Source organism: Arthrobacter sp. B0427-1-12, from assembly GCF_059092905.1.
The window spans coordinates 20,538-43,763 of sequence record NZ_JBNHIC010000029.1; the positions used below are offsets into that span (position 1 = coordinate 20,538).

26 protein-coding genes are annotated in these 23,226 nt (G+C 64.4%); 18 read left to right on the forward strand and 8 right to left on the reverse strand.

The window, feature by feature from the left end; translation table 11 throughout:
- From AC5RWU_RS16190 to AC5RWU_RS16210, 5 genes are read right to left on the reverse strand one after another with little or no spacing between them, the layout of a single operon-like run.
- On the reverse strand, window positions 1-2,526 hold the full coding sequence (locus tag AC5RWU_RS16190; protein WP_494032055.1) for an ATP-binding protein: 2,526 nt from the start codon (window positions 2,524-2,526) through the stop codon (window positions 1-3).
- 15 nt (window positions 2,527-2,541) lie between these two features.
- The gene (locus AC5RWU_RS16195; RefSeq protein WP_494032054.1) at window positions 2,542-3,087 is read right to left on the reverse strand and encodes a hypothetical protein; all 546 of its coding nucleotides are present in this window, start codon (window positions 3,085-3,087) and stop codon (window positions 2,542-2,544) included.
- Window positions 3,088-3,089: 2 nt separating this feature from the next.
- Complete coding sequence (locus AC5RWU_RS16200; RefSeq protein ID WP_494032053.1) at window positions 3,090-3,353, reverse strand: hypothetical protein; 264 nt, start codon at window positions 3,351-3,353, stop codon at window positions 3,090-3,092.
- A gap of 4 nt (window positions 3,354-3,357) precedes the next feature.
- Window positions 3,358-4,377, reverse strand: coding sequence for a conjugal transfer protein (locus AC5RWU_RS16205; RefSeq protein ID WP_494032052.1), 1,020 nt, complete (start codon window positions 4,375-4,377; stop codon window positions 3,358-3,360).
- Window positions 4,377-4,616, reverse strand: coding sequence for a hypothetical protein (locus AC5RWU_RS16210; RefSeq protein WP_494032051.1), 240 nt, complete (start codon window positions 4,614-4,616; stop codon window positions 4,377-4,379). The genes AC5RWU_RS16205 and AC5RWU_RS16210 overlap by 1 nt, the downstream gene beginning before the upstream one ends.
- Before the next feature lie 265 nt (window positions 4,617-4,881).
- On the opposite strand from AC5RWU_RS16210, the gene AC5RWU_RS16215 reads away from it, so the two are divergent.
- Window positions 4,882-5,652 carry a hypothetical protein gene (locus AC5RWU_RS16215; protein WP_494032050.1) on the forward strand — a complete coding sequence of 257 codons (771 nt, stop codon included), beginning with the start codon at window positions 4,882-4,884 and terminating at the stop codon, window positions 5,650-5,652.
- A 496-nt stretch (window positions 5,653-6,148) separates the two neighbouring features.
- Window positions 6,149-7,063 carry a replication protein RepA gene (locus tag AC5RWU_RS16220; protein WP_494032049.1) on the forward strand — a complete coding sequence of 305 codons (915 nt, stop codon included), beginning with the start codon at window positions 6,149-6,151 and terminating at the stop codon, window positions 7,061-7,063.
- A gap of 67 nt (window positions 7,064-7,130) precedes the next feature.
- Here the strand turns inward: AC5RWU_RS16220 and AC5RWU_RS16225 are convergent, their stop codons facing one another.
- From AC5RWU_RS16225 to AC5RWU_RS16235, 3 genes are all read right to left on the reverse strand, one after another.
- The gene (locus AC5RWU_RS16225) at window positions 7,131-7,655 is read right to left on the reverse strand and encodes a hypothetical protein (protein ID WP_494032048.1); all 525 of its coding nucleotides are present in this window, start codon (window positions 7,653-7,655) and stop codon (window positions 7,131-7,133) included.
- A complete protein-coding gene (locus tag AC5RWU_RS16230) occupies window positions 7,655-8,596 on the reverse strand; it encodes a ParA family protein (protein ID WP_494032047.1) in 942 nt (313 codons plus the stop codon). The genes AC5RWU_RS16225 and AC5RWU_RS16230 overlap by 1 nt, the downstream gene beginning before the upstream one ends.
- Before the next feature lie 1,112 nt (window positions 8,597-9,708).
- Window positions 9,709-10,029, reverse strand: coding sequence for an ArsR/SmtB family transcription factor (locus tag AC5RWU_RS16235; RefSeq protein ID WP_494032046.1), 321 nt, complete (start codon window positions 10,027-10,029; stop codon window positions 9,709-9,711).
- A gap of 111 nt (window positions 10,030-10,140) precedes the next feature.
- On the opposite strand from AC5RWU_RS16235, the gene AC5RWU_RS16240 reads away from it, so the two are divergent.
- From AC5RWU_RS16240 to AC5RWU_RS16315, 16 genes are all read left to right on the forward strand, one after another.
- Window positions 10,141-10,827: an SAF domain-containing protein gene (locus tag AC5RWU_RS16240; protein ID WP_494032045.1), complete on the forward strand. Its 687-nt coding sequence runs from the start codon at window positions 10,141-10,143 to the stop codon at window positions 10,825-10,827.
- Entirely contained in the window at window positions 10,824-11,660 is an 837-nt protein-coding gene (locus tag AC5RWU_RS16245; protein WP_494032044.1) for a hypothetical protein, read from the forward strand. Before AC5RWU_RS16240 ends, AC5RWU_RS16245 begins: the two co-directional genes overlap by 4 nt.
- On the forward strand, window positions 11,650-13,197 hold the full coding sequence (locus AC5RWU_RS16250) for a TadA family conjugal transfer-associated ATPase (protein WP_494032043.1): 1,548 nt from the start codon (window positions 11,650-11,652) through the stop codon (window positions 13,195-13,197). The genes AC5RWU_RS16245 and AC5RWU_RS16250 overlap by 11 nt, the downstream gene beginning before the upstream one ends.
- Entirely contained in the window at window positions 13,194-14,066 is an 873-nt protein-coding gene (locus AC5RWU_RS16255; RefSeq protein ID WP_494032042.1) for a type II secretion system F family protein, read from the forward strand. Before AC5RWU_RS16250 ends, AC5RWU_RS16255 begins: the two co-directional genes overlap by 4 nt.
- 1 nt (window position 14,067) lies before the next feature.
- On the forward strand, window positions 14,068-14,934 hold the full coding sequence (locus AC5RWU_RS16260; protein ID WP_494032041.1) for a TadC protein: 867 nt from the start codon (window positions 14,068-14,070) through the stop codon (window positions 14,932-14,934).
- Between the two features lie 61 nt (window positions 14,935-14,995).
- A complete protein-coding gene (locus AC5RWU_RS16265) occupies window positions 14,996-15,205 on the forward strand; it encodes a hypothetical protein (RefSeq protein ID WP_494032040.1) in 210 nt (69 codons plus the stop codon).
- A gap of 2 nt (window positions 15,206-15,207) precedes the next feature.
- The gene (locus tag AC5RWU_RS16270) at window positions 15,208-15,597 is read left to right on the forward strand and encodes a TadE family protein (protein WP_494032039.1); all 390 of its coding nucleotides are present in this window, start codon (window positions 15,208-15,210) and stop codon (window positions 15,595-15,597) included.
- Entirely contained in the window at window positions 15,594-16,037 is a 444-nt protein-coding gene (locus AC5RWU_RS16275) for a pilus assembly protein (protein ID WP_494032038.1), read from the forward strand. Before AC5RWU_RS16270 ends, AC5RWU_RS16275 begins: the two co-directional genes overlap by 4 nt.
- Window positions 16,038-16,048: 11 nt before the next feature.
- Complete coding sequence (locus AC5RWU_RS16280; RefSeq protein ID WP_494032037.1) at window positions 16,049-16,450, forward strand: pilus assembly protein TadG-related protein; 402 nt, start codon at window positions 16,049-16,051, stop codon at window positions 16,448-16,450.
- Window positions 16,451-16,466: 16 nt separating this feature from the next.
- The gene (locus AC5RWU_RS16285; protein ID WP_494037068.1) at window positions 16,467-17,141 is read left to right on the forward strand and encodes a hypothetical protein; all 675 of its coding nucleotides are present in this window, start codon (window positions 16,467-16,469) and stop codon (window positions 17,139-17,141) included.
- A gap of 110 nt (window positions 17,142-17,251) precedes the next feature.
- Window positions 17,252-18,097 (forward strand): hypothetical protein, encoded by an 846-nt coding sequence (locus AC5RWU_RS16290; protein ID WP_494032035.1) that lies wholly within the window; start codon window positions 17,252-17,254, stop codon window positions 18,095-18,097.
- 93 nt (window positions 18,098-18,190) lie between these two features.
- On the forward strand, window positions 18,191-21,373 hold the full coding sequence (locus tag AC5RWU_RS16295; protein ID WP_494032034.1) for an AfsR/SARP family transcriptional regulator: 3,183 nt from the start codon (window positions 18,191-18,193) through the stop codon (window positions 21,371-21,373).
- Window positions 21,374-21,376: 3 nt separating this feature from the next.
- Complete coding sequence (locus AC5RWU_RS16300; protein ID WP_494032033.1) at window positions 21,377-21,985, forward strand: prepilin peptidase; 609 nt, start codon at window positions 21,377-21,379, stop codon at window positions 21,983-21,985.
- Window positions 21,982-22,617, forward strand: coding sequence for a hypothetical protein (locus AC5RWU_RS16305; protein ID WP_494032032.1), 636 nt, complete (start codon window positions 21,982-21,984; stop codon window positions 22,615-22,617). The genes AC5RWU_RS16300 and AC5RWU_RS16305 overlap by 4 nt, the downstream gene beginning before the upstream one ends.
- 163 nt (window positions 22,618-22,780) lie before the next feature.
- Window positions 22,781-22,948: a hypothetical protein gene (locus tag AC5RWU_RS16310; RefSeq protein ID WP_494032031.1), complete on the forward strand. Its 168-nt coding sequence runs from the start codon at window positions 22,781-22,783 to the stop codon at window positions 22,946-22,948.
- Window positions 22,941-23,186 (forward strand): helix-turn-helix transcriptional regulator, encoded by a 246-nt coding sequence (locus AC5RWU_RS16315; protein WP_494032030.1) that lies wholly within the window; start codon window positions 22,941-22,943, stop codon window positions 23,184-23,186. Before AC5RWU_RS16310 ends, AC5RWU_RS16315 begins: the two co-directional genes overlap by 8 nt.
- Window positions 23,187-23,226 lie beyond the last annotated feature (40 nt).

Consider the following 23,226-nt stretch of genomic DNA (forward strand, 5'->3'; position numbering starts at 1 on the left):
TCAGCGCACCTCCTGGCGGCTGACCTTGGGTGGGGTGGTGAGTACGGCTTGGCGCCTGGCCGGTGAGCGGGGGATGAGGACCTGCATTTTGCCGATGCGGTTTCTGGCATCGCGGTAGAGGCATTCTCCCCGGCGTTCGGGGGCGACACCGCCGCGTTGCAGCGGTGAGAGGTGGTTGGTGACGACATCGACCCATTCGGGAGTATCCATCTGGGCGAGCCAGCGCAGGTTATTGCGGGCCAGGTCATCGTCGCGGTTGCGGAAAACGAAGCGCTGGGGAATCAGGCCCATCAGCTGTGCTGAGCCGAAGTCCGTGGTGGCGTCGTGGGACCCGAGGCCGACGGCTGCTTTGTGCTTGCGGCCGTAGCGGATGACGTCCTTGATCTCGTTTTCTCCCTCGGGTGAGCTGGTCATGTGGTGGGCCTCATCCACGATGAACAGGGTTTCCTGCTCATCGTTGGCAAAGCACAGGGATTTGCCGATGCCGGCCAGCAGGGCGTAAGCGGCCCGGCCGAAGATTTTCTCCAGGCCCAGGTCTTCCTTCAGGGACGGATTGAGCAGTTCATCCCGATTGGGCAGGTCCAGGCCGTGGGTGCAGAAGATGACCGCCTGTGCGTCCAGGGAGAGCGCCGGAAGACTGTCGTCAAAGAGGACGTCCCCCAGATCGGTGCTGGCGATGGTGTTGATCCGGTAGGCCAGGTTCTGGCAGGTCTGCGCGTGGGTCGCTGTGATGCCGTGACCGGATTCGAGGTGGGCCAGCAGAGCGCGCAGTGAGGTGATGTGGTGAGTGGCCGCGTACCCGGGGTCGAGGATTTTGCCGATCAGGGACCCTTCAAGGCTCATCGGCTTGATGCCGAGCATGACAGCGAACAGGGACTGGACCATCCGGGACCCGGCCCGGGGTCCGAAGATGCGCAGCGGATCGAGCGTGCTCGTCGGCCGGGCCAGATCCACCACGGTCGAGCGGGCCGGATCGAGCTGCCGGCCCAGGGCGGCCCATTCCTGATTGTCGGAACGGTCAATGACGACCAGCCGGCCGCCCCGGTCGAAGGTGTAGCCGGCCACCACTTTCAGGAAGGTAGATTTTCCGGAGCCGTTTTCGCCGGTCACCCCGAAGGAGCCCGAGATGTCGTTCTCCATGTTGCCGCCGAAATTCATGTACACCGGTGAGCGCCTGCCGCTGGAGATGTTGTCTCCGATGCGGAATCCGTGGTCTTCGCCGATGTCGGTCGAGACGATGGGCACGCCCATGGCGAATTCGCGTCCGGTGGTGAGCTGGGATAGTTCCATGGTCAGGCGGGTGGAGGGGATGCCGGGGATCATGGACCACCACAGGTCTTCCTGGCCGCCGAGGGGGGCTTCGAAGAGGAATTCGCGGCGTTTGTAGTGGCCGGCGATGAAGCGGGCTTTGTCTTTGGCGTCGTCGGGGTTGTCGGCGCCGACGGCCACGATGATGGTGGCCTGGACTTCCACTTCGCTGTCGGAGTGGGCCAGGGCGGATTGGTAGTTTCCCAGGTCGATGGCGATTTGTTCGAGTTCGCCGCCGGTGCCGGTGAGGGCCAGTTCGCCGTTGTCCTGTTGGTCGAATTGTTCGTTGAGTTTTCGTTCGGCTCGTTGGTTGCGTTGTTTGGCTTTGTCGGCGCGGGTGATGGTGCAGCGGATGGCGAAGTCGGCGTCGACGGGCAGGTCGTCGAGGGCGGCGATGAATTCGACGCCGGGGAATTCGAAGCCGCCGCGGGGGCTGCCGGTGAGCGCCATGAGGGTTTGGTAGGAAGTGGTTTCGGTGCGCTGATTGCCGATTTTGAGGTAGCGGCGCTTGAACGGGGTGAAGCGGGTGAGGCCCTCGGTGTCGGATTGTCCGCCTTCATCGATCCAGGGATCGGTGAAGACTGCCCCGGTGACGGGGCGTGTTTCCAAGGTGGGGTCGGGGTCGGGGACGCCGGGGTCCATGCCGAGTCCGCGGTTTTGCATGTGGTCGAGGATCCACAGGATTTCGGCGGCCGTGGCGGGTGTGGGGTGGAATTCGCGGGGGATGAGGGCTTCGACCTCCCCGCTGATCTGGATGGTGTTGGCCAGTTCCGTGGGTGAGGCGAAGCGGCGCGGCAGCCCGAAATGCTCTCGGAGGACGGCGTCGGCGGCATGGAGTTTGGCGGTCAGGTTCGTTTTGAGGTCCGGTTCGGACAGCGGGACGGCGAGCCAGAAGGCCCGGGTGCCGACCGGGACGGATTCGAGTTCCTGCAGCGTGAGCTCGGCTTCTTCGAGGTAGTCGGGGCACTGGTCCAACGGCACGCCTTCGAGCATTTTGTCGATGACGGCCGCCGGATCGAGGTCGGCGCACAGGCCGAGCAGCAGGGATTCGCCCAACAGGGATTGGAACAGGGCCTGATGATGGCGTTTGACCAGGAACTTGGCTTCGGCGGTGCCGTATCCGTAGGGCTGGGGCTGGAGCCGCCAGAGCGCCCAGACCGTGCCGGCCCGCGTCCACAGCAGGTTGCCGGCCATGGAGGTGATCGGGATACGGCGCATAGGGGTTCTCCTTGGCTAGCGGGAGCTGGTCTGGGACAAAAGGCGCTGGACACCGGAGGTCACGGCGGCCGGCCGCGCGGACACCGGCGGGGCCCCAGGGGGATGTGGCGGCACCGGTTCATCCGATGGGGCTTCGGCCGGTGAGGGTTCGGCCGGTGAGGGTTCGGCCGGGGGCGGTTGGGCTGTTCGTCGGGTGCGGGGCCGGCGCACCGCGACCGGCCGGCCACGGTATGTCCCCTGGCGGGGCCGGAAGGAGGCGGCTGCGGCGTCCAGGACCATGGTGGCCGGGTTCCGTCGGGTGGGCGGCAGTTTGCCGCTGAGCCAGGCGGCCGCCCACCCCGCCCCCAGGGCGAGAACGATATCCAGCAGCATGAGCCCGGAGGACCACAGGCCGCCCCGCGTCAGCAGCGCGGTGAAGCCGACGAGCAGAGCGAAGAACCCCTGGACCAGGGTGTAGGGCCCGCCGGGGATGGGGGTGCCCTCCCAGAACCGGCCCAGCATGGGCTTGACCCGGCGGACCCGGGTGTAGAACTGCCCGACTTCAGGTTCGATGGCGGCCACCGTCAGCGTCCCGAGGCGCTGAATTCACTGTCGATCAGGGACTGGACGTAGTCGGCACCGCTGATCACTCCCCAGATCAGAAGCCCGGCGGCCAAGATGCCCAGGATGATGCCGGTGATGGTCCACCGGCGCCGGTGCGCAACGTACAGGCCGATGCCTGCGGCCACGACGGTCGCCAGGCTGACGATCGTCACCTCGAGCAGGCCCAGCTTTTCGTTGACCGTGGCGATGATGCCCGTGCCGGCCTGGATCAGAAGCGAGTTCATGGATTTATCCTCCGGTTGATTCGTTGTCAGGTGATGCGGTGGGTTCCCCGGCGGGGGTCTCGGCGAGCACCGGCACCGGCCGCAGCTCTGCCACTTCCCAGCGGCCCGCCCGGGACTGCAGGGTCAGTGCATAGGTAGACGGGCTGGCCCGCTCCCCGGAGAGCAGCGATGCGGTCGCGAGGACCTCGAGCCGATCGCCGTCAGCAGGTACCTCGGCCGGGCTCGAGGCGGACAGCAGTGAGACCAGACGCACCTGCCGGTACGGGGCAGGATCGATCGGGCCAATACGTGAGCCCGGGCTGACATACCGCCCGACATCACCGTCTGCCGCCGCATAGGCGCCCAGGAAACCGGTCACGGTCGCGGCCACATCCCCGGACACGGGCAGGGACTGCGGATACTCCAGGGAGACGGCAGTGTCCGAGACGGCCGGGCCGGCCACCGGGGCCGGCAGCCCCACCACCGCCAGGCTCCCGTTATCGCCGGCAGCGACCACGACCTGATAGTGCCGCCGGACCCACGAGGCCGTCGCCCCGCCAGATACACCCTGACCAGACACATCCTGACCAGAAGCATCCTGAACGGACGCGGCCACGGTCACGGCCACCAACGGCCCGCCGTCCTGATCCACCGACACCACCGCCAGATCCTTGTACACCCACGGCACGGCCGGCAGCGCTTCGGCGGCCGAGGCGCCCAGAAAACGGTCCAGCTCCGCATGGTCGGTGCTGGTCGCGGACAGCCACGCGGCCAGATAGGCCGACGCATAGGATGAGGCCGCCGACGACCCGGAGGCTGCGGGCTGAACCGGCGCGGCGGTACGCTCCTGTGCCGACACGGCCACGGCAGTCACACCGGCCGCGATGGACAGCACACAGCTCAGCGCCACAACGCCGTAGAAGGCGCCCACGACAGCCCTGGGCAGGACGGCATGCACACCCGTCCCCGTGCGCACCGGTGAGACGGCAGCACCGGTGCGGGGTCCGGCAGACTTGCCTTTGCGTCGAAAGAATCCCGAATCCATCACTGCTCCTTCGGCATCCCGATCCGGCGGGCGGCAGCATTGGCCTGCCGCAGCTCCGGGGACCGCAGGAACGAGGCCAGGTTCTCCTGACACCCCTCATCGAAGGGACGCTCCAGCAAGTCAGCGATATGACCGTAGATCTCGTCCTCGGTCGAAATGGCAGCGGACGCGTCCGTCAGGAAGCCGGAGAGATCCTCATCCTCCAAAGCAGGAAAAACTGCTTCGCCGTCCTCGCTCATGGGTACTCCCGCCTGATCCTGTTTTCCTTGTCACCCCATGTAGGTCACCGGAAAACGCAGAGTTCCAGACGAATCAAAAAAGTATTTCCCCCGCACTCCCCCACACCCCGACTCCCCGCCGGCACGCGGAATACGGCCGCTCAATCCAGACCCCACACGGGCTCGAAACCGGTCCGCCCCCGGCGGCCGAAATTTTGATCCAGAAGCTCATCCAGAGCAGCTGAGCAACGTGGGCTCCACAGAACCCCTCGACAAAGGAGCCCCCATGAACACCGGAACCGCACCCGTGCGCATGACCACCAGAGGCGTCATCGGCAAACTCAACGCCGAATGGACCAACCGCCTGGCCAGCCGCACCGCCCACTACGGCTCCCTGGGCCAGCTCAGCGGCAGCCAGGCCGTCACGCTCCTGCAAGGATCCACCGGAGCCGAACGAGACCGCCTCTTCTACGCCATGCTCTCCGCCGCCGCCGCAGGAAACCCAGCCGCCGAACGGACCCTCCTGCAGGCCATGCTGCCCAAGACCGTCCAGTTCACCCGAACCTGCAAGGGCCTGGTCACCCTGGCCCACCAGGACGCCCAATGCCACGCCGTGGCCGCCATGTGGGAAGCCATCAGAACCTACCCCCTGCACCAGACCCAAAAGGTCTGCGCCACCCTCGTCCTCAACGCCCTCAGACTCATCACCAACTCCCACCCGGCACCGTCCCAACGATGCTTCCCCACCGACGACGCCATGCTCGAAGGCATCCTGACCAAAACCCGCGCCGACCACGGCGACGACCCGCTGCAGGAGAAGAGCGCATTCGAAGAACTCATCACCGTCATCGGATGGGCAACCGAACACGGAGTCCTCCGACCCGACGAAGCCAAACTCCTGGGCCGCTACACCGTCTCCACCAACGCCGAAAAGCACGCGCTCGCCGAAGAACTGGGACGCACACGCCGGGCACTGGGCCAGCGGATCTATCAGATCCACCGCAAACTGGCCGCAGGACTGGACCACTTTTCCGTATCCCGGGGAGATCTGGTCTAGGTGAGCACCACCAGGCGAGCACAGTATCCGGCGGCGAAGGCAACCGGAGGACCCAGCCAGGTGATAGGCCACGCACAGCAGCCCCTGTGCGGTGCATCCGCCCCTGCCGGGACCAAGTCCACATATCCACAGCAAACCGCGCACCCACTATATGAAATTAAGAAATGGGTTTTTAACTACATGGGGACCCCCGCGCATCCCTTACCGCACAAGGGATGTAAGGCAGCAGGCGTCACAGGATGCACGTGGTCAGCCGTCACAGGATGCACGTGGATAACTCCCGATTTGTTGAGCAGCGATCAACAAAACGTCACAGGATGCACGCGCTGCATCCCTGTGATTTCGGGGATTTCCCACCCTGCCAGCCGGCCCTCTGGCGGCCGGAAGACAGGCGTCACAGGATGCACGTGGAAAAACCGGCTCATCCACAGGAACCGGCCGGGCTGACCGACGGAAGAGCTCAGCACCCGTCACATCCGTCGAAAGCCGAAATCCCATGCCTGACTATCCCCAGGGCCAGCTCCTGACCGAGCGCCAGCTGCACCTCATCGACACCGCCACCAGACTGGAGCAGGAACCGGAAGCATCCGAACCCTACAGCTACGCAGCCCGCCTATGGGCCCAGCTCTCACTGCCCTACAAGGACCCGGGACAGACACCGGAGTGGACACGGCGGAACAACTCCATCACGCTGACCATCACCCCCGGGCTGGTAACGCGTCCCGACGGCACCCGGGAGCGGGCCTACCCCTACGGCGTACTCCCCCGCTATCTGATGACGTGGATGACCACCGAAGCCGTCCGCACACGCTCCCGGCATCTGGAGCTGGGAGCCTCACTGACCGCGTACCTGGCCAGGCTCGGACTGAACGGTTCGGGAGCCACCGGCAGAAGGGTCATGGACCAGCTGCACCGTCTTGCCGTCGCCAGCATGAACATCGAAGACTTGCGCACCCGGGAAGACCGGTGGGGCGTGGCGGGCGCGAACTTCAATGTCGCCTCGCGCTACGAGCTCTGGTTCAGCCGCCGGCAGACCGAACAGCCGGACCGGATGCTCGGCTCCACCATCACCCTTTCGGAAGACTTCTACCGCTCCGTCATGGAAGCCCCGGTCCCCCTCCGGCCGGAGGCGCTGCGGATCCTGGCCGGTTCTCCGATGCGCCTGGACCTGTACACCTGGCTGGTCTACCGTCTGCGCTACCTAGCCAAGCCGACCACGGTCACCTGGGGCCAGCTCGCCGGTCAGTTCGGCAGCGACTACAAACTGCAGCGGCAGTTCAAAGCCGCCTTCACCAGGAACCTGCGCGAAGTTCAGGTCATCTACCCGCAGGCGCGTTTTGCCATCATGGGCGCCGGCCTGCGGCTCCAGCCCTCCCCCGCCCACATTCGCAGCCGCAAATCCTCCAGCTGACCCCGGCACAGACGGCATGAGGGGCCCGGCACAGACGGTCTGCGCCGGGCCCCTCATCATCGCCCGATCAGAGGTAGCGGGCCAGAACAGCCGAAACCAATGCGCTGCGGGACGGAGCGCCCAGCTGTTCGGCCTTGGTATCGATCCAGGTTCGCTGCGCCGAATCCAAACGAAGCTGGATCTGAATACCTGCACCGCCCCGGCGACGGGTCACCCGCCGCGGAATCCCCGAGGAGGTGGGCGGAGGCGGGGCCACGACTGAAAAGTCTGCGGCCAGGGCACCCTCCGGGACGCTGTCGAAGGCATCGATCAACACGTCAGCATAGGTTGACCGCTCCCGGTACGTCCTTTCCTTGAGTCGCTCGAGCAGGTCGGCAGGCAGATAGACCGGGACATTCTGCGGTGCGCCCGCAACGGTCTGGGACGCCTTGGCCGGCTCGGCGCCGCTACGAGCATCGGACGCCGCAGTGTTGACCGGCGCAGCCGAGCGCGCCGGAGCCGCCTTGGGCTTGATCGGCAGGGCCTGCTTCAGCTTTGCCCCCCGGTCGGGGGTCGTAGCGAACTTGGTCGCCTGAGACTCGCGGGCAGGCATCACTTCGCTCCTTCTTCAATCTCGGCCAGGCGGGCAAGAATCTCCTCGGTCAGGGCCTCGTACTCCCCCGCCAACCCATCCATGCGCGAGGCATGGAAGCTGGTTCCATCCACCTTTCCGCTGCGCAGCGCAGCAAACCGCGCCTTATGCGCCTCAGCCACCTGCGACTCCAACTCATGAATCAGCTTGCCGGCCTTACGGGCATCGACAGCAGCGCCCTCCTGATGCCGGATCCGCGTCCTGAAAACCGGCGCGACCTCCCCCAGCATTTCTTCAAGCGACGTCCGCACCCAGCGCTCGAGCCGGCGGGATTGAACACCGACGGCAAAAAGCACAGCCCCGGCCAACTGCAGGTCCGGATTCGAGGACTTGGCCGCGACAAAGCGGTCCGCGGTCGTCTCCACCCCATCCAGCGATGCTTCATCCGACCGGGTCGTGATGACCACCGCCGTGGAGACGGCGAAGGCACCCTCCACCAGCAGCTGCTCGCCGGGAGACGTATCAATCAGGATCAGGTCATACGGATCCGCCACTGCAGAAAGACCCGAATACAGCAGGTCCGCGAAGGACCCGGCATCATCACGGCGGTTCATTCGGGCGAAAAGAATGCCCTGGAGATCGAAGAGCCCGGGACCTCCTTGAACAACATCAAGGTTCTCCCGGACCCCGATAGTGACAGGCAAGGGCTGACTGTCACTGAGGGCATCCCGCAAAGCCCGCCCGTCACTGCGCTCGTACCCCAGGTCCCGATTCAGGTTCCCCTGAGGGTCCAGATCAACCAGGAGAACACGCAGTCCCGCCGCCGCAGCGAGACCGCCCACATTGGCCACCACACTGGTCTTGCCGGTACCCCCTTTGCCATTACCGACCGCAATGACACGGGGAATCGCCTTAGCCAGCGGACGCTCAGGCGCCGAGGCAACTTTCAGAGATCGAGCCATAAAGGAAATACCTCCAGATTTCCCGCCATCAGGCGGGCTGACAATCGTGCTCCAAATCCTACTTCCCTACTACCTACATATCGGGCGACGACACCCGCGTGACGCACAGCCAGTGATCCCGATGCGAAGACACCGGTAGAACTCGCCACTCGCCTAGCCTGAGGGCTGGCAAGTTCTTTAGCCATTTACCAGGCGGCAAATACCTCTGTAGTGCAAGCTAGCTGCACTGCTAGGAAAGAAGCCGTCTAGCTAGCCGTAACCAAGGCTTGAGAGATAGCTATATGGACAGGCTGAGATATGGCTATATATATAGCCATACATATGGTTCTAGTTATGGCCTTATTTGGAAGGTCGCGGGGGGGGGGATCCTCTGAGGGAGATCGGGAAGCTGCCCCGGGAGCGGGGCAACTGCTTCACGAGTTGGCCCTCCCAGCAGAAGAGCCTCGAGCAAGAGACCGAGCCTTCATGAAAGCCAGTTGGACCGAAGACACCGGTAGCACTGGCCGCTTCCCGAGCCTTACGGATGGCCAGTTTCTTAGCAGGTCCTCAGGCGAGATATACATCTGTGCTGCAGGCTAGCTGCACTGCTAGGAAAGCAGCGGTTCAGCCTGCCCCAACCGAGGCATGAAGGATAGCTGTATGGACCGGGTGATACATGGCCATATATATAGCCATACATGTGGTTTCAGTTATGGCCTTATTTGGAAGGTCGCGAAGGGATCCACCGAGGGAGATCGGGAAGCTGCCCAGGAGCGGGGCAACTGCCTGCGGGAGCTGGCCATCCCAGCAGCAGGGCCTCGAGCAAGAAACCGAGCCTCATGAAAGCCAGTTGGACCGCCAGATGGTGGGCAATCCCAATAACAGGCAACCACGCGTCCCGCAGCGCGACCTGAATAGCAGCGGATATGGCTAGCGATACCGCTATACATATGGTCTTGCTTATGGCCTTACCGGAAAGTCACGCAGAGACCATCCGGTCGAGGGCAGGGGGAGTTCCCGGAGAATGGGGCAGGCGGGTGGCAGACTAAATGCTCGGGAGCAGTAGAAGAAGCCGCAGGATTTCGACCTACACCCATTGAGGAGAACACAAGCAAGACGACGAGGCGGGTGGATTAGGTGGGCGGCGGTGAAACGGTTCGCTGCAGGATCTCGAAGAGCCGTGCGAGCTCGGCAGCATTAAAGCTGTACTTGACCCGCCTGCCGTTGCGTTCACCTCTGGGTACATCAGCGCACACGGCGCCGGCCTCCTCAAGGACCGCCAAATTACTGCTGACCGTAACCAGGCGGAGCCCCAGAGCGTCGGCGATGACGCCGGAACCGGCCGGTCCGCTCATGGACAGGTATCGCAGGATGGCGAGCCGGATAGGGGATCCCACAACAATGCTGGCGCGTTCGGCGTCTTTCGGCAGGACCACACGGGCAATTCGCGGCATGGGCCAATTCTGCCCCACCGGACAAGAGGCGCAATCCCAACCTTTATTAAAAATAAGAGCTATGTTACTTTCACCGTGTCAGATCAGCAGGCCGCACAGAAGGGTCCTCCCGTGACAGTCATCGAGAAGGAAGCACCCGAAGGCAACCAGGAACCCCTAAAACATCGGGAGCAGGGACACGCGCCGTGGAAGCCACCTGCGCGTATCGCCAAGCAGAGGCCCGCCTTCCTCGCAGTGGCGCTTTCGCTCGCACTCCTCGGCGGCCTGATCACCTGGTACGGCGTCAACGCCAACGGCCAAAGGCCGGTGATCGTGGCCAAAACGGACATCCTGCGCGGGGAGACCATCGAGGCTGCGGACCTGGGAACCATCGAGGTAGCCAAAGACGCCTCCAACCTCGTGCCCGCCGAACAGTCCGGCCAGGTCATTGGCCAGAAAGCGCTGGTGGACATGCCTGCCGGCTCCCTCTTTACCGGCTCCCACACCGGATCTTCGCTCGGAGTTGAGGAAGGCAAGTCGGTGGTTGGCATCGGTGTGGGCTCGACCAATGTCCCCTCGCGCCCCCTGCGGGCCGGGGACAGGGTTCGGATCATCCAAACGCCCCTGGAAGGACAGGCTGGTGCGGCATCGGATGAATCCGTGCCCGGAATCGTGGACGCAACCCGCTTCGATGAGGTTAAAGGAATAACCGTTGTGGACGTCATCGTCGACTCCGGCACCGCCCCCACAGTGGTCCAGTGGCCAGCAGCCGGCACCGCCGGCATCTCACTGGAAGCAGGGGAGGGCAGCGGCGAATGAGCATGATCGCCCTCGCAAGCGCAGGAACCTCTCCCGGTGTCACCTCGACAGCGGTTGCCCTGACCCTTGGCTGGACACGGCCGGCGCTGCTGGTCGAAGCCGATACCTCCAAGCCGTCATCGGTCATCCCGGGCTTCATGCAGGCGGGAATGGATGCGAGCCGGGGTCTGCTGCCGCTGGCGGTGAGTGCCTCGAGGGAAGGAATGAGCGCCGAAACCGTGTGGGAAGAGCTGATCCCGCTTCATCATGAGCCCGGTTCGGTGCCCGAAGGCTATGACAAGTATGTTCTGCCGGCCTTTTCCAATATCACCGCAGCACGCGGAATGGACGGTCTCTGGTCGGAGCTGTCCCAGACGCTTTCTCAACTGGGAACCGCCGGGGTGGAGGTTTTCATCGATGCCGGGCGGCTTGCGGAAAATGATGCGCGGCTTCCCCTCATCACCGGATCCGACATGGTGCTCCTGGTAATCCAGCCGACCCTGGCTGCAACAGCTGCCTTGGCCGCCTACCTGAACGGGGTGAAAGCGGCACTGGCCGCCCACGGAAAATCCGAACGTCTGGGACTGGTGGTGGTGGAACATCCGACCCAGAACATCCCTTCGCGGGAAATAACGCAGTATCTTCGGGTGCCCGTGCTGGCCCGGATCCCGTGGGACCCGCGTGCTGCTGCCGTGTATTCGACCGGCGCCCCCAAGCCAACCGGTTTCCGAAAGGCCGCCCACGGGTCGTCCATCCGGGCGCTCGGTGCCGCCCTCGAGGGGCAGCTGAAGGCCTATGCGGATGTGCTGGACCGCGGGATCACCTACCGCCAGGAGGCTGGGAATGTCCGATAAACCGTCAGAGTTCAACCTCCAGTCGCTTCCTTTTTTCACTGCACGCAACCGGGACAGCGGCGAAGTGAAAGTGCCCGTAGCAGCTGCCGCCCACCTCACCCGGGGAGCTTCTGCAGCCGCACCTTCGGCGACCATGCCCGAGGACCTGGCCAGCATGTCCGATTTCGAACGCGACCTGCAGACCGCAGAAGAGGCCGACAGCCTCGACAGCACACAGTTCTGGACCGTGGTGGCGACCCTTCGGGGACGGGCCGCCGATGCCCAGGCCAGAGAGCTGGAAGGCCGCAGCGGGCTCTCGGACCGGGAGAAGGAAGCGCTGGGGCAGCAGTGCATCATTCAGGTCGTCTCCGAACATGTCCAGGAACAGATGCGTTCGGGAGGACAGCGGCAGGTATGGTCCGAGACCTATCAGAGCCGGGTCCGCCAGGCCGTGTTCGACCAAATGTTCAGGCTGGGCCGGTACCAGGACCTGATCGACGATGAAAACGTGGAAAACATCCACATCCACGGACACGACGTGGTCTTCGCCGAGTACGCGGGCGGCCGGATGGTCCGCAAGGCCCCCGTGGCGGTTTCCGATGAACAGCTCATGGAGGACCTGCAGTTCTTCGCCAACAGAAACGGCGAAGGCGCCCGGCCTTTTTCATCGGCCCATCCTGACCTGGACATGGACCTGCTGGGCTACATCCGCCTTGCAGCGGTAGCCCCGCCCATTGCTGAACGCCCATCGGCCGTCTTCCGCATCCATCGGTACACCAACATCACCCTGGAAGAACTGGTCGGGCTCGGGACCCTCACACCGGCCATGGCGCATTTCCTCACAGTTGCCGTAAAGGCCAAGAAATCGATCGTCATCAGCGGATTCGGCGGGGACGGAAAAACAACCCTGATGCGGGCCATCGCCGCCAAGATCGGCCCTGATGAGCAGATCGTGACCATTGAAAAAGAGCGGGAACTGCACCTGGACCAGCTTTCCGGCCGCCGGGTGCCGCCCTTTGCCCTGCAGTACCGTCCGGGCACGGGCGAGCGCGACGCCAACGGCCATTCGCCGGGGGAATACACGCTGGAAAAGGCGATGGAGAAGGCGCTGCGGCTCAACAGTCAGCGGATTCTGGTCGGTGAGGTCCGAGGTCAGGAAATTGTGGCCATGCTGCAGGCGATGCAGACGGGGGCCGGGACCTTCAGTACCACCCATGCCTATGATCCGGATGACTGCATTGACCGTCTGGCCGGTCTGGGGTTGAACATTTACGGCGAGGAGTACATGAACCGGCAGCTGGGCCGGCACCTGGACTTCGTTGTTCAGCTGGCCAAGGTAGACCTGCCGGGTGGGAAAGTGGTCCGCAAGGTCACCCACATTGCCGAAGTGCTGCCCGGCGAAGGAGACCGCAAGGTATCCACCCAGGACATCTTCCGTCTTGAGCCGGGGGAGGACGAGGCCCGGTTTGTGGCGCTGCCCTCCAACGTCCGCCTCCGGAGCGATCTGGCCCGGGCAGGGCTGGATGCCGGCCGCTTCCAGGCGGGAGGGCGGGCATGAACGGGTTGATGATTTCCTTTGGGGTCGTTCTGGTGATTTTCGGTTTGCTCGCCGCGGCCGTCTTAGCCCTGACTGCTGCGCCGGAGGCCCGTTACCGGCCGCCGGGTCGGCTGGAGCTTCGGATCCGCGCTCTTCGCCACGGTATGTCCCCCAGGCTGCAGCTGCGGTTGCTGGCGGGGCTGGTGCTGGGTGTGGTGCTGGCGGCGCTGACCGGCTGGATCATCTTCGTGGTCCTGAGTCCTTTGGTCATTGCCGGAGCTCCGGTGATCTTCTCTGATGCCGCGGAGAAGCAGCAGACGGAACGGCTCTCGGCACTGGAGGGCTGGTCCCGGTCGCTGTCCGGGCTGATCGTCAGCGGGGCGCCCCTTGAACGGGCACTGATTGCCTCGCTGTCCAACGCCCCGCCCCCGATATACCGGGAGGTTTCCCGGCTGGTGTCCCGGCTTGAAGGCGGATGGCCCACTTCGGAGGCCCTGCAGGCCTTCGCGGATGATCTGGACGATCCGACCGGGGATCTGGTGGTCATGAACCTCACCCTGGCAGCCAAACAGCGCGGTCAGGGCCTGGTCAATGCTCTGGATGATCTTTCCGGCATCGTCTACGAGGAGGTCAAGGTCCGCCGGCAGATTTCCTCGGATCGGGCCAAGCCCCGGTTGAATGCACGCATCGTCATGGCCATCACCGTGTTCATGCTGGTCTGTCTGCCCTTTGTCGGGACGTTCGCTGAACCGTATAAGACGCCGCTGGGCCAGCTGATCTATGCCGGGTGGATTGGCATGATCGTGGCCATCCTCCTGCAGATGCGACGACTCGTCACGCCACGGCCGGCCGCCCGGCTGATGGGAACCACCGGCGGAAGGAACCTCTGAGATGGAGATCTTCATCGGGGGAGCGCTGCTGGGGCTGGGTCTTGCCGTTCTGGTGGCGCCGCTGCTGCCGTCCCGACCCAAGCTTGCGGCGGCCATGGAACGCATGGGGTCGGCCGAAAGCAGAATCGACACCGGTCCGGCTGATTTTCAATCCCGTATCGGCAGCTGGATCGTCCGGCATCTTCCGGCCCTTCCCTTTCTGGCAGCGCCGGCCAGGGATCTGGTGCTGGTCGGGATCAGCAGTGCCAGGTTCTACTACCAAAAGGCCGTTTGGGCCGTGGGATTCATCGTCTTCGTCCTCTGCCTGGGAATCTACAGCCAGCTGCTCACGGGCATCCCGATCATCATTCCGGCCGCTGCAGCGGTCCCGGCGGCAGCCATCGGCTGGTTCATCCCTGACTATCTGCTGAAAAACCAGGCGGCCAATGCCCGGCAGGAATTCGCCCGGGCGGTCGCGGTCTATCTTGAACTGGTCGCCGCCGAACGGCGCCGGGACGCACCTCCGGCCGTGGCCTTGGAAAACGCCGCCCAGATCGGAGGTTCCTGGGTCTTCCGCCGCATCAACCAGGAACTGACCCGGTCCCGCTACGACCACGTTCAGCCGTGGGAAGCGCTGCTGAATCTGGCAGATGAAATCGGGGTGCCGGAGCTGGCAGAGGCAGCAAAGATCGTCCGCCTCTCCGGGAACAATGGCGCCGCCGTCTATGAGGCGCTGCGCAGCGCCGGGAAGGGCTTGCGGCTGAGGATGCTCAACAACGAACACACCAAGGCCAACAAGGCCTCCGAACAGATGGCCATCATGATCACGGTGCTGGCTCTGGTCTTCACCGGCATCGTGCTGACCCCGCTGATCATGAACCTCATGTAAAGGCCACTCTCGATCCGACCTACCCCAAGTGACCGTCAGAAAACCTCAACAGGGAGTAAAAATGTACAGTCTCATCCTTAAGCTCCAGCTGCTCATTCTCGGGCTCTCCGATGCCGCCACCGGCCGGATGCGCAGACTGCGCGCCCAGGCCGAACGCGGTGACAACGGAGTCGGAACCGTCCTGCTTATCATCGGCATCATCGCCATCGCCACCATCGTCGTCGGTGCCATCACCGCCTTCGTCAACAGCAAGACCGCCCTGATCAAGTAGCGATGACCAGCCGTGCGCGCCAAATCCCGGAGCAGGGAAATTCACCGGTCGGATTCGTCATCATTGCCCCACTGCTGTTCTCCATGATTTTCGGACTCGTGCAGGTGGGCATGATGTACCACGCCCACAACGTGGCCCATGCGGCTGCCTCGGCTGCCTACAACGACTCCCGCACCATCAACGGAACCACTTCCTCGGCACAGGCAGCCGCCGGCGCAGTCCTGGCCGAAAACGGTACGTCCCTGACGGCAACCAACGTATCGGTGCATCGAACAGCCGCATCGGTCACCGTCACCGTCACGGGCAAAGCTCCCGCGCTGGTCCCGCTGGGGCAGGGCCCGGACATTCGCCAGGAAGTCTCCGGGCCGACCGAAAGGTGGATCAGCCGATGAGAAAGCGTTTCCAGAGGCTTCGGGCACGAGGCAGGGAAGCCGGCGAAGGCGTCAGCCTGGTCATCATCCTTCCGGTCATCATTCTCATCCTGGGCCTCTTCCTCCTTGCCGGACGGGTCGCGATCGCCGGCAACGCTGTCACCAGCGCAGCGAACGCAGCCGCCCGTGACGCATCACTGGCACGTGAACCAGGCACCGCCAGGCAGAACGCCCGGCAGGCGGCACAGCGCATCCTGACCCAGCAGGACATCGCCTGCTCATCCCTGTCCGTGGACGTTGATACCGCCGGGCTGCACGCAGCCGTCGGACAACCGGCCACGGTGTCAGCCACCGTCACCTGCGTGGCCAATCTCAGTGACATCGCCATCCCCGGAATCCCGGGTAGCCGCACCATGAGCGCTTCCGGGGCCTCTCCGGTCGACATGTACAGGCAAAGATAGGAGGTACCGCAATGCACACCAGCCCAGATCACCGCGAGCGGGGCGACTCCTCGATCCTCCTGCTACTTCTTGTCCCGGTCCTGCTTCTGGTCGTCGGGCTCGTGGTCGATGGCGGAGGCAAGATCCAGGCAGACGAGGAAGCAACTCTGGTCGCACAATCAGCGGCCCGGGCAGGTGTCAACGCCGCGGTGAACCCGGACCTCGGCACCGGCGGCACCGCCCGAATTTCCCCCGGGCAGGCCATACAGGCGGCCAACGCCTACCTGGCATCCGCCGGGGTATCAGGACACGCCACCGCCAACAGCCAGACCGTCACCGTCACCGCCCAGATCCCCTACACCCCCAAATTCCTGCCCGTTGGTACGTTGACCGGAGAAGGAAGCGGCTCAGCCGAATTGCTGCAGGAACCCTAGAGAGGAAACAGAACTGATGATGAAGAACCGCGGCGGGGGAATGACAGCAGTAGTACTGGCGGCCACCGGCGTCCTGCTCGCCGGCTGTGCCCCCGCATCAGAAGGCACCGCAAGCCCTGCCAGCGAACCGGCCGGCACTCCGTCGGCGAGCGCCAGCCCGAGCCCCAGCACCAGCCTGGAGGCGAGCGCCGGTACCAGCCCGGAGGTTTCGCCCGTGAGCGGACCGGTGAAACGCGAAGCACCGAAGTCCGAGGACGAAGCTGTAGAGGCTGCCTTTGAGACCGTGAAGCTGCTGTGGCGCACCGAAGACGAACTGAGCAATGCCAGAAAGGTGGAGTTCGACGTCGTAGACAAAATCACCGTCGAACCGACCCGCAGCAATGTCCATCAGTTCCTGGAGAAGTCAGCGACGGTTTCCACTGATTATGACGGTCTGCGCACGATTGAACTGCTGAATGGATATTCCTCGGTAATGGCGATTGAAGGGGCACCGCAGGTTGAGCATGGCTACGTGACGGTAGAGATCTGCAACGACACTTCTGCCATTACGGGGACTGAGCCAAATGGTGAGCCAGCCGAGATGCCACAGATGCTTCGCTTCAAGATGGAAGTGGGCGTTCTCTATGATCCGACGGACGGGTACTGGAAGGTCCGTGATACTCCGCTTCCAGAGGAACCCGAAGCATGTTAGCCCGGGGGATCTCAGCCGCCCTGACGGTCCTGCTCATGGTTCTACTGGGGATTGCACCAGCTGCGGCTGCAGCCGAAGTGATTTGTGACTCCCGAGGCAAGTGCACATCGGTGCTCAAGCAGCCAAGCGATACCGGTGGCGGCAAGAGTGATGGGCCGATCGTTGAAGCAGATCCAGTCACTGGGATTCAGCCGGGGCCGACGACCTGTGAAAACGGCGGCAAGGAAATCGCCTGTACTGATGAAAAGCATGGTGCATGGTCAAATGCCGACAGTTGCTACTGGAAGCTGCAGTCGCCTCAGGATCTGCCGCCGTCCGGGAAGGATGCCGGTGAGGGTGCCTGGTACCTGTGTACCAATGCTGCGAGTGAGTGCGATGACGGGGATCAGTTTTGTCGCCCGGGAATCCGCACGTCAGTCAGAAGGTGGCTCTCTGAGCCCCCGGCCGGTGTTGACCAGTTGACCCCGGCGCAGGCGGCCCAGGTGCTGATCTCCACATTCCAACTCAAGGGTGCGGACATCGGCATGGTGCCCCGGTATGAGGAGGGCGGGAAAGGTGCGGTGGGCTTGCCGGTATGGATGTGGGTCAAAAACACAGCCGATCCGCTTGCCTGGGGTCCGTATGAGCGCACCGCCACTCTGGGCGGTGTCACGGTGACCGCGACGGCGGAAGTCAGTGAGGTGGTGTGGAACATGGGCGATGGAAATACGGTGGTCTGCCGTACGGCCGGGACGGAGTATGTGACCGGGTACGGCAACAGGATGTCTCCTGACTGCGGGTACCGGTACCCGCAGATGAGCCCGCGCGAGGGGCAGCTGCCTTATACGGTGACTGCTTTCTCGAATTGGCAGGTGTCGTGGACCGGTGGCGGTCAAAGCGGATCCGAGAGCACTCAAACCCAGTCCGAGGCACAGGTCAGGATCGGCGAACTGCAGGCGGTAAACGTCAACCGGTAAGGCAGAGCGAATCGCAGGACAGCAAAAGCCAGCATGGAATGACCTATACCGAGTAGACGCCCATTGCGGTCAGCAACGAAGAAAAAGGGACAGATGAGATTCATCAAGGGAGCGGCTGCCTTAGCGGTCCTCGTGGCGCTGACAGTCGGGATTCCCGCTGCACTGATCATCGTGGCGGGCAATCCAATACCGCCAGTCGAGGAGCTGCGGACTCTCCTGACCATGCCGGACCTCGGCGGCAGGCTCCTGATGGGCACCGTCATCCCGCTGATTGCCTGGGCGGCCTGGGCAACTTTCGCCATCCCAGTCCTGCTCGCCATCCCCGCAGCCCTGCGGGGCCTTCCCGCCCCGCGCATCCGCGGACTGGGGACACAACAGGCCTTCGCCTCGCTGCTGGTCGGCTCGGTCGTCGCCATGCTCTCCATGTCATCGGCCGCTCCTGCGCTCGCCGCTGACAACCAGCAAGAGCCCGTCGCCGTCGCTGCCCAGGTAGAGAAGACAGGCGCGGAAACCGGGACCGGGGGACAGGGGAGGACCATTACCGCAGGCCCCGCAGCAGCAGACCGGGCAGCGGAACAGCAGCAACCGCAGTACACCGTCGCTGCCGGTGACTCACTGTGGAAGATCGCCGAAGAACGGCTCGGCGATGGTGCCCGTTTCCTTGAAATCGCCCAGCTGAACTATGGCAAACCGCAGCCGGGCGGAATGAGCCTTGGCGCGGACCACTGGATCGATCCGGGATGGACCCTCGTGCTGCCCGCCGATGCCAAACAAGCCCCGGCGGCAGCTGATTACACGGTCGAGCCGGGCGATACGCTCTCCGCCATCGCCGCCGAACAGCTCGGTGGCGCTGACCGGTACCCGGAGATCTTTGAAGCCAGCAAGGGCCTCGACCAGCCCCACGGACAGCAACTGAACGATCCGGACCTGATCCTGCCCGGCTGGCAGTTGGATCTGCCCAACGGTACGTCCCCCCAGACCATCCAGGACGGTTCATCCGCCGCTCCACCCGCCGTAGCCCCGGCTCCCGCCCCGGCCATGGATCAGGAGAATCCCGGACCATCAGAGAGCTCCGCGGCGGCCGAAACCGCGCCGGAGACCGGCCCGGTCGCCAGCGGTCTTGGCCCCAACATCGTTCTCGACGAGCCGCTCGAAGCCAGCGCCCAGGCCACCCCGGAGGTCTCGGAGACAGAAGATACCGCCGAAGCCGAGGAACCCCTGCCCGTCCGCACCGCCGGAGGAATCGGAGCGTTCATGGCCGCAGGTCTGCTCTCGGTTCTCGGCTTGCGCCGGATGCGCCAGCGCAAACGCCGCAAGGCCGGCGAGCGCGTCGTGATGCCCGAAGGTGAGGCTGCGGTGATGGAAGCCCAGCTGCGCGCCGTTGCTGATCCGCTGACCGGTGAGGATCTGGATCAGGCGCTGAAATTTCTGGCTGTCTGGGGTCAGGACCACGGTAAGGCGTTGCCGCAGATGTTTTGTGTGCGGGTCGCGGCGGATGAGATTGCCTTGTACCTTGCCGAGCCGGCGGAGCTTCCGGCCCCGTTTAGGAAGGCTGAGTCCGAGGGGACGGTCTGGACTGTTGCTCCCGGGGACGTACCGGTTCCGGGGCGGGAGCCGTCGGCTCCGTATCCGGCGCTGGTGACGGTGGGTCACGACCGTCATCAGGCTCAACTGCTGCTGGATCTGGAGTACATCGGGGCTTTGGGGGTGGAAGGTGAAGCCGGGTACGTGGGCCAGGTGCTCAACGCTCTGGCCGTGGAGCTGGCGACCTCGCGCTGGGGTGAGCAGCTGCAGATCAGTCTGGTGGGTGTAGCCGAAGGTCTGCCCGGTGCCCTCGGTACCAGCAGGGTTCGGCACATTGAGGATGTGGATGCCTTGCTGGTGCGGCTGCGCGGTCGTGCGGACGCTACGCGTGAAGCCTTCAAGCGCCTGGGCGTGGAGGGGGTGGAACGGGCCCGGACCCTGGGAGCTGACGCTGAGGGGTGGATGCCCGAAATCGTCATCCTGGGCATCGAACCGACAGCGGAGCAGCTGAAGGATCTGCGGGACCTGGTCTCGTCCATTCCCCGGCTCGGTATTGCCGCGGTGACCGCCGGGAAGCTGTCCGGTGACTGGGTGATGCATCTGGCCGGCCGGAATGAAGCGCGGCTGGATCCGATCGGCCTTGACCTGATGCCGCAGTCCCTGACTGCCGAGGAGCACTGCAGAATCGCCGATCTGCTCTCCACCGCTTCGGCGGACCCGGAACCTGCGGAAGGGACAGGACAAGCGGCGGAGATCGGCCTCGGGGACATACCGTCTGCCGCCCCCGACCGGCCTCTGCACTCCGTGAACGATCCTGTCCTCGAAGAACCCCGTCCGGAGCAGCCCCAGGAAGCACCGGCCGAGCAAGCACCGGCCGAGCAGGCATCGGTTGAGGAAGCGGTTGAGGAAGCGGAGGAGCTTGATGACGAAGCCGCGCAGCTGCTCTCCGGGCTCCAGGACGAGACGGCAGCCGAGCCCATCGTGACCCTGCTCGGACCGGTCACCATCCTCCATGCCAAGGGTGAGGCTCCGCGCACCCCGGGTTCCGGTGCCGTCTCACCGGCAGCTGTCGCCCGCTGCACGGCACTGGCCGCCTACCTCACCCTCCACCCCGGCGGCAGCTCCGAGGAATACCATGCCGCGTTCTGGCCCACCCAGGACCCCAACGGCTCCAAGGCTTCCTCCAGCCGCAATAAGCTCTCCAACCTGACCCGAAACTACCTGGGCCAGAACGAGGCCGCAGAACCGTACTTCCCCCACGTCACCACCGAGGGCTACCGGCTCATCGACAGCGTGCGCAGCGACTGGGACATCTGGAAACAGCTCATCGGCACCGACCCGGCCCAGACCAGCACCCTGCGTCTCGTCGCCGCCATGCGCCTGGTCCGCGGACAACCCTTCACCGGAGTCAAGGAAAAGCTCTACAGCTGGGCCGAACGCGACCGGCAGGAAATGATCGAAGCGATCTGCGACGCCGCCCACGAACTGGCCCACCGCGCCCTGACCACCAACAACACCGCCCACGCACGACTGGCCGCCACCGTCGGACGCATCGTCGACCCGGCCAACGAACAGATGTGGCGCAACGCCCTGCTCGCCGAACACGCAGCCGGCGACGGCCCCGGCGTCGAACGCATCATCAACAACCTCACCGAATACCTCGAAAGCTTCGACGAGGACTACGAACCCGAAGAAGAAACCCAACAACTCATCGACGAACTCCGCACCCACCAATACCCCGTTGACGGATAACCCATGACCAGCACCCTCACCGCCCACCTGCACCGCATGAAGGCCAGCGACGGAATCAACCCATTCCCCCTCGCCGCCGCCAGCGCCGCCGCCAGCGCCGCCGCCAGCGCACTCACCATCACCGCCACCGGCCCCCACCAGGCCATGACCGCTGCCGCCTGGACCCTGCTGGCCGCACTGGCGATCTACGGCACCTGGCTCTCCATCATCGACATCCGAGAACACCGGATCCCCGACGCCGTCCTGATCCCGCTCTACACCACCGCCGGTACGTCCCTGACCACGGCAGCACTGCTGGACCCATCAGCGCTCACAGATCTGGGCAGGTCCCTGGCCGGGGCAGTCCTGCTCTGGGCCGCCTACCTCATCCTCGGCCTGGCCGGCGGTCCCGGCTGGGGGGACATCAAACTGGCAGGAGTCATCGGCCTGTCCTTGGCCTACCATTCCTGGTTCACCCTCGTCGTGGGGGCCGCAGCCGCATTTATGCTCGCAGCACCACACGCCCTGATCGCCGCCGCCCACAAACGCAACCTGCAGGCCCGGCTGCCCATGGGCCCATATATCGTCGCCGGCGCCATCCTGGTCCTGCTCCCCGCCACCATCCGGACATGACAACAGCACAGGCAACCTGGAGGGACATACCAGCCATCGCCTGGACAATGAGCTGCGCCTACACCCGCAGAAAAGGCAAAGACCGACCGATCCATGCCGCCCTGGCCTACCCCGTCTACGCCGCCATCACCGCCGGACTAACCGCCCAGGGAACGCTGTACCACCACAACCGGATCACCGTCGCAGCCATGGTTCCCCACGGTACGTCCCCCCTCCGGCCCGCTGCGGCCATGACCGCGGTCATCCTCACCGTCTTCACAGCAGCCCTCACCCTGACCGGGCTTCTCCAGCTTGGGCTGCTTGCCGGCTACACCCTCTCACTGCTCATCCTGCTGCCCGGCCTCATCTCCCTCGCCCGCCGAAACCTCACCGGCCCCCAAAGGACAGCGGAGAAGATCCTCAAAGACTTCACCCAAACCCGGAAAACAGCAGTGATCTCCAATGTCGCGCGCTCGCTGTCAGACCTGTCTGGATCCGGGACACGCCTGATGCTCGAGCTCGCCGCGGATGCGGCCCGGGAAGGGTATGTCCCCGCATGCACGGCTGCTAACCCTAAACTTCAGTTCATCTATGAGCACGGCGGCTTTGTGTCTATTCAAGGATCGTTGGCCATGTACTACCCCGGAAGGTAGAGAAGGAACACCCTCCATCCGTTCATTCCTGCATCGCATTTTGCCCGGAAGAACGTACCCCCCGGCTGCCGCCTTCGCATGAGCATGGGCGCAGCTACACGCACCGTCGGCACCGGCCGCCGGACTACAGTGAGAAAAACAGCCCCGTGAAAGGACCATACGCATGGGACCTGACCTGCACCACGAACACCACGGCAGCAGTCCGGTCAGCGCCAGCAGCACCGAAACCGGTCTCGCCGCATCGGCTCCGCCGGCACGCCCGGGCCCCGTGGCGGATCTGTCCTGGATCTACGAGGGACGCGACCTGACCGGACCGGACACCGATGACTGAGACGCCGAAGCAACCGCGGTTCATGACCCTGCCCCAGGTTTGCGAGGATCTGGCCATCACCCAGTCCCAGGCCTACGCACTGGTCCGCTCCGGAGAGCTGCCGGCCATCCAGATCGGCGGCCGAGGTCAGTGGCGCATCGAACGGTCCAAACTGGAGGAGTACATTGCCGCGGCCTACGAGAAAACCGCGGCCAGCATCAAAGAGGGCCTGAGGCCCGAGGACCTTCCGGAAGACTGAAGGCCCCGGAGGCTAGAGAGGCGTAAAGCAGTACCGGCGG

What these genes read in the sequence shown, in the direction of transcription:
- AC5RWU_RS16190 (WP_494032055.1), bottom strand. Translation starts at nt 2,526, where the DNA reads ATGCGCCGTATCCCGATCACCTCCATGGCCGGCAACCTGCTGTGGACG.
- AC5RWU_RS16200 (WP_494032053.1), bottom strand. Translation starts at nt 3,353, where the DNA reads ATGAACTCGCTTCTGATCCAGGCCGGCACGGGCATCATCGCCACGGTC.
- AC5RWU_RS16205 (WP_494032052.1), bottom strand. Translation starts at nt 4,377, where the DNA reads ATGGATTCGGGATTCTTTCGACGCAAAGGCAAGTCTGCCGGACCCCGC.
- AC5RWU_RS16210 (WP_494032051.1), bottom strand. Translation starts at nt 4,616, where the DNA reads ATGAGCGAGGACGGCGAAGCAGTTTTTCCTGCTTTGGAGGATGAGGAT.
- AC5RWU_RS16215 (WP_494032050.1), top strand. Translation starts at nt 4,882, where the DNA reads ATGAACACCGGAACCGCACCCGTGCGCATGACCACCAGAGGCGTCATC.
- AC5RWU_RS16220 (WP_494032049.1), top strand. Translation starts at nt 6,149, where the DNA reads ATGCCTGACTATCCCCAGGGCCAGCTCCTGACCGAGCGCCAGCTGCAC.
- AC5RWU_RS16225 (WP_494032048.1), bottom strand. Translation starts at nt 7,655, where the DNA reads ATGCCTGCCCGCGAGTCTCAGGCGACCAAGTTCGCTACGACCCCCGAC.
- AC5RWU_RS16230 (WP_494032047.1), bottom strand. Translation starts at nt 8,596, where the DNA reads ATGGCTCGATCTCTGAAAGTTGCCTCGGCGCCTGAGCGTCCGCTGGCT.
- AC5RWU_RS16235 (WP_494032046.1), bottom strand. Translation starts at nt 10,029, where the DNA reads ATGCCGCGAATTGCCCGTGTGGTCCTGCCGAAAGACGCCGAACGCGCC.
- AC5RWU_RS16245 (WP_494032044.1), top strand. Translation starts at nt 10,824, where the DNA reads ATGAGCATGATCGCCCTCGCAAGCGCAGGAACCTCTCCCGGTGTCACC.
- AC5RWU_RS16250 (WP_494032043.1), top strand. Translation starts at nt 11,650, where the DNA reads ATGTCCGATAAACCGTCAGAGTTCAACCTCCAGTCGCTTCCTTTTTTC.
- AC5RWU_RS16255 (WP_494032042.1), top strand. Translation starts at nt 13,194, where the DNA reads ATGAACGGGTTGATGATTTCCTTTGGGGTCGTTCTGGTGATTTTCGGT.
- AC5RWU_RS16260 (WP_494032041.1), top strand. Translation starts at nt 14,068, where the DNA reads ATGGAGATCTTCATCGGGGGAGCGCTGCTGGGGCTGGGTCTTGCCGTT.
- AC5RWU_RS16265 (WP_494032040.1), top strand. Translation starts at nt 14,996, where the DNA reads ATGTACAGTCTCATCCTTAAGCTCCAGCTGCTCATTCTCGGGCTCTCC.
- AC5RWU_RS16270 (WP_494032039.1), top strand. Translation starts at nt 15,208, where the DNA reads ATGACCAGCCGTGCGCGCCAAATCCCGGAGCAGGGAAATTCACCGGTC.
- AC5RWU_RS16275 (WP_494032038.1), top strand. Translation starts at nt 15,594, where the DNA reads ATGAGAAAGCGTTTCCAGAGGCTTCGGGCACGAGGCAGGGAAGCCGGC.
- AC5RWU_RS16280 (WP_494032037.1), top strand. Translation starts at nt 16,049, where the DNA reads ATGCACACCAGCCCAGATCACCGCGAGCGGGGCGACTCCTCGATCCTC.
- AC5RWU_RS16285 (WP_494037068.1), top strand. Translation starts at nt 16,467, where the DNA reads ATGATGAAGAACCGCGGCGGGGGAATGACAGCAGTAGTACTGGCGGCC.
- AC5RWU_RS16295 (WP_494032034.1), top strand. Translation starts at nt 18,191, where the DNA reads ATGAGATTCATCAAGGGAGCGGCTGCCTTAGCGGTCCTCGTGGCGCTG.
- AC5RWU_RS16300 (WP_494032033.1), top strand. Translation starts at nt 21,377, where the DNA reads ATGACCAGCACCCTCACCGCCCACCTGCACCGCATGAAGGCCAGCGAC.
- AC5RWU_RS16305 (WP_494032032.1), top strand. Translation starts at nt 21,982, where the DNA reads ATGACAACAGCACAGGCAACCTGGAGGGACATACCAGCCATCGCCTGG.
- AC5RWU_RS16310 (WP_494032031.1), top strand. Translation starts at nt 22,781, where the DNA reads ATGGGACCTGACCTGCACCACGAACACCACGGCAGCAGTCCGGTCAGC.
- AC5RWU_RS16315 (WP_494032030.1), top strand. Translation starts at nt 22,941, where the DNA reads ATGACTGAGACGCCGAAGCAACCGCGGTTCATGACCCTGCCCCAGGTT.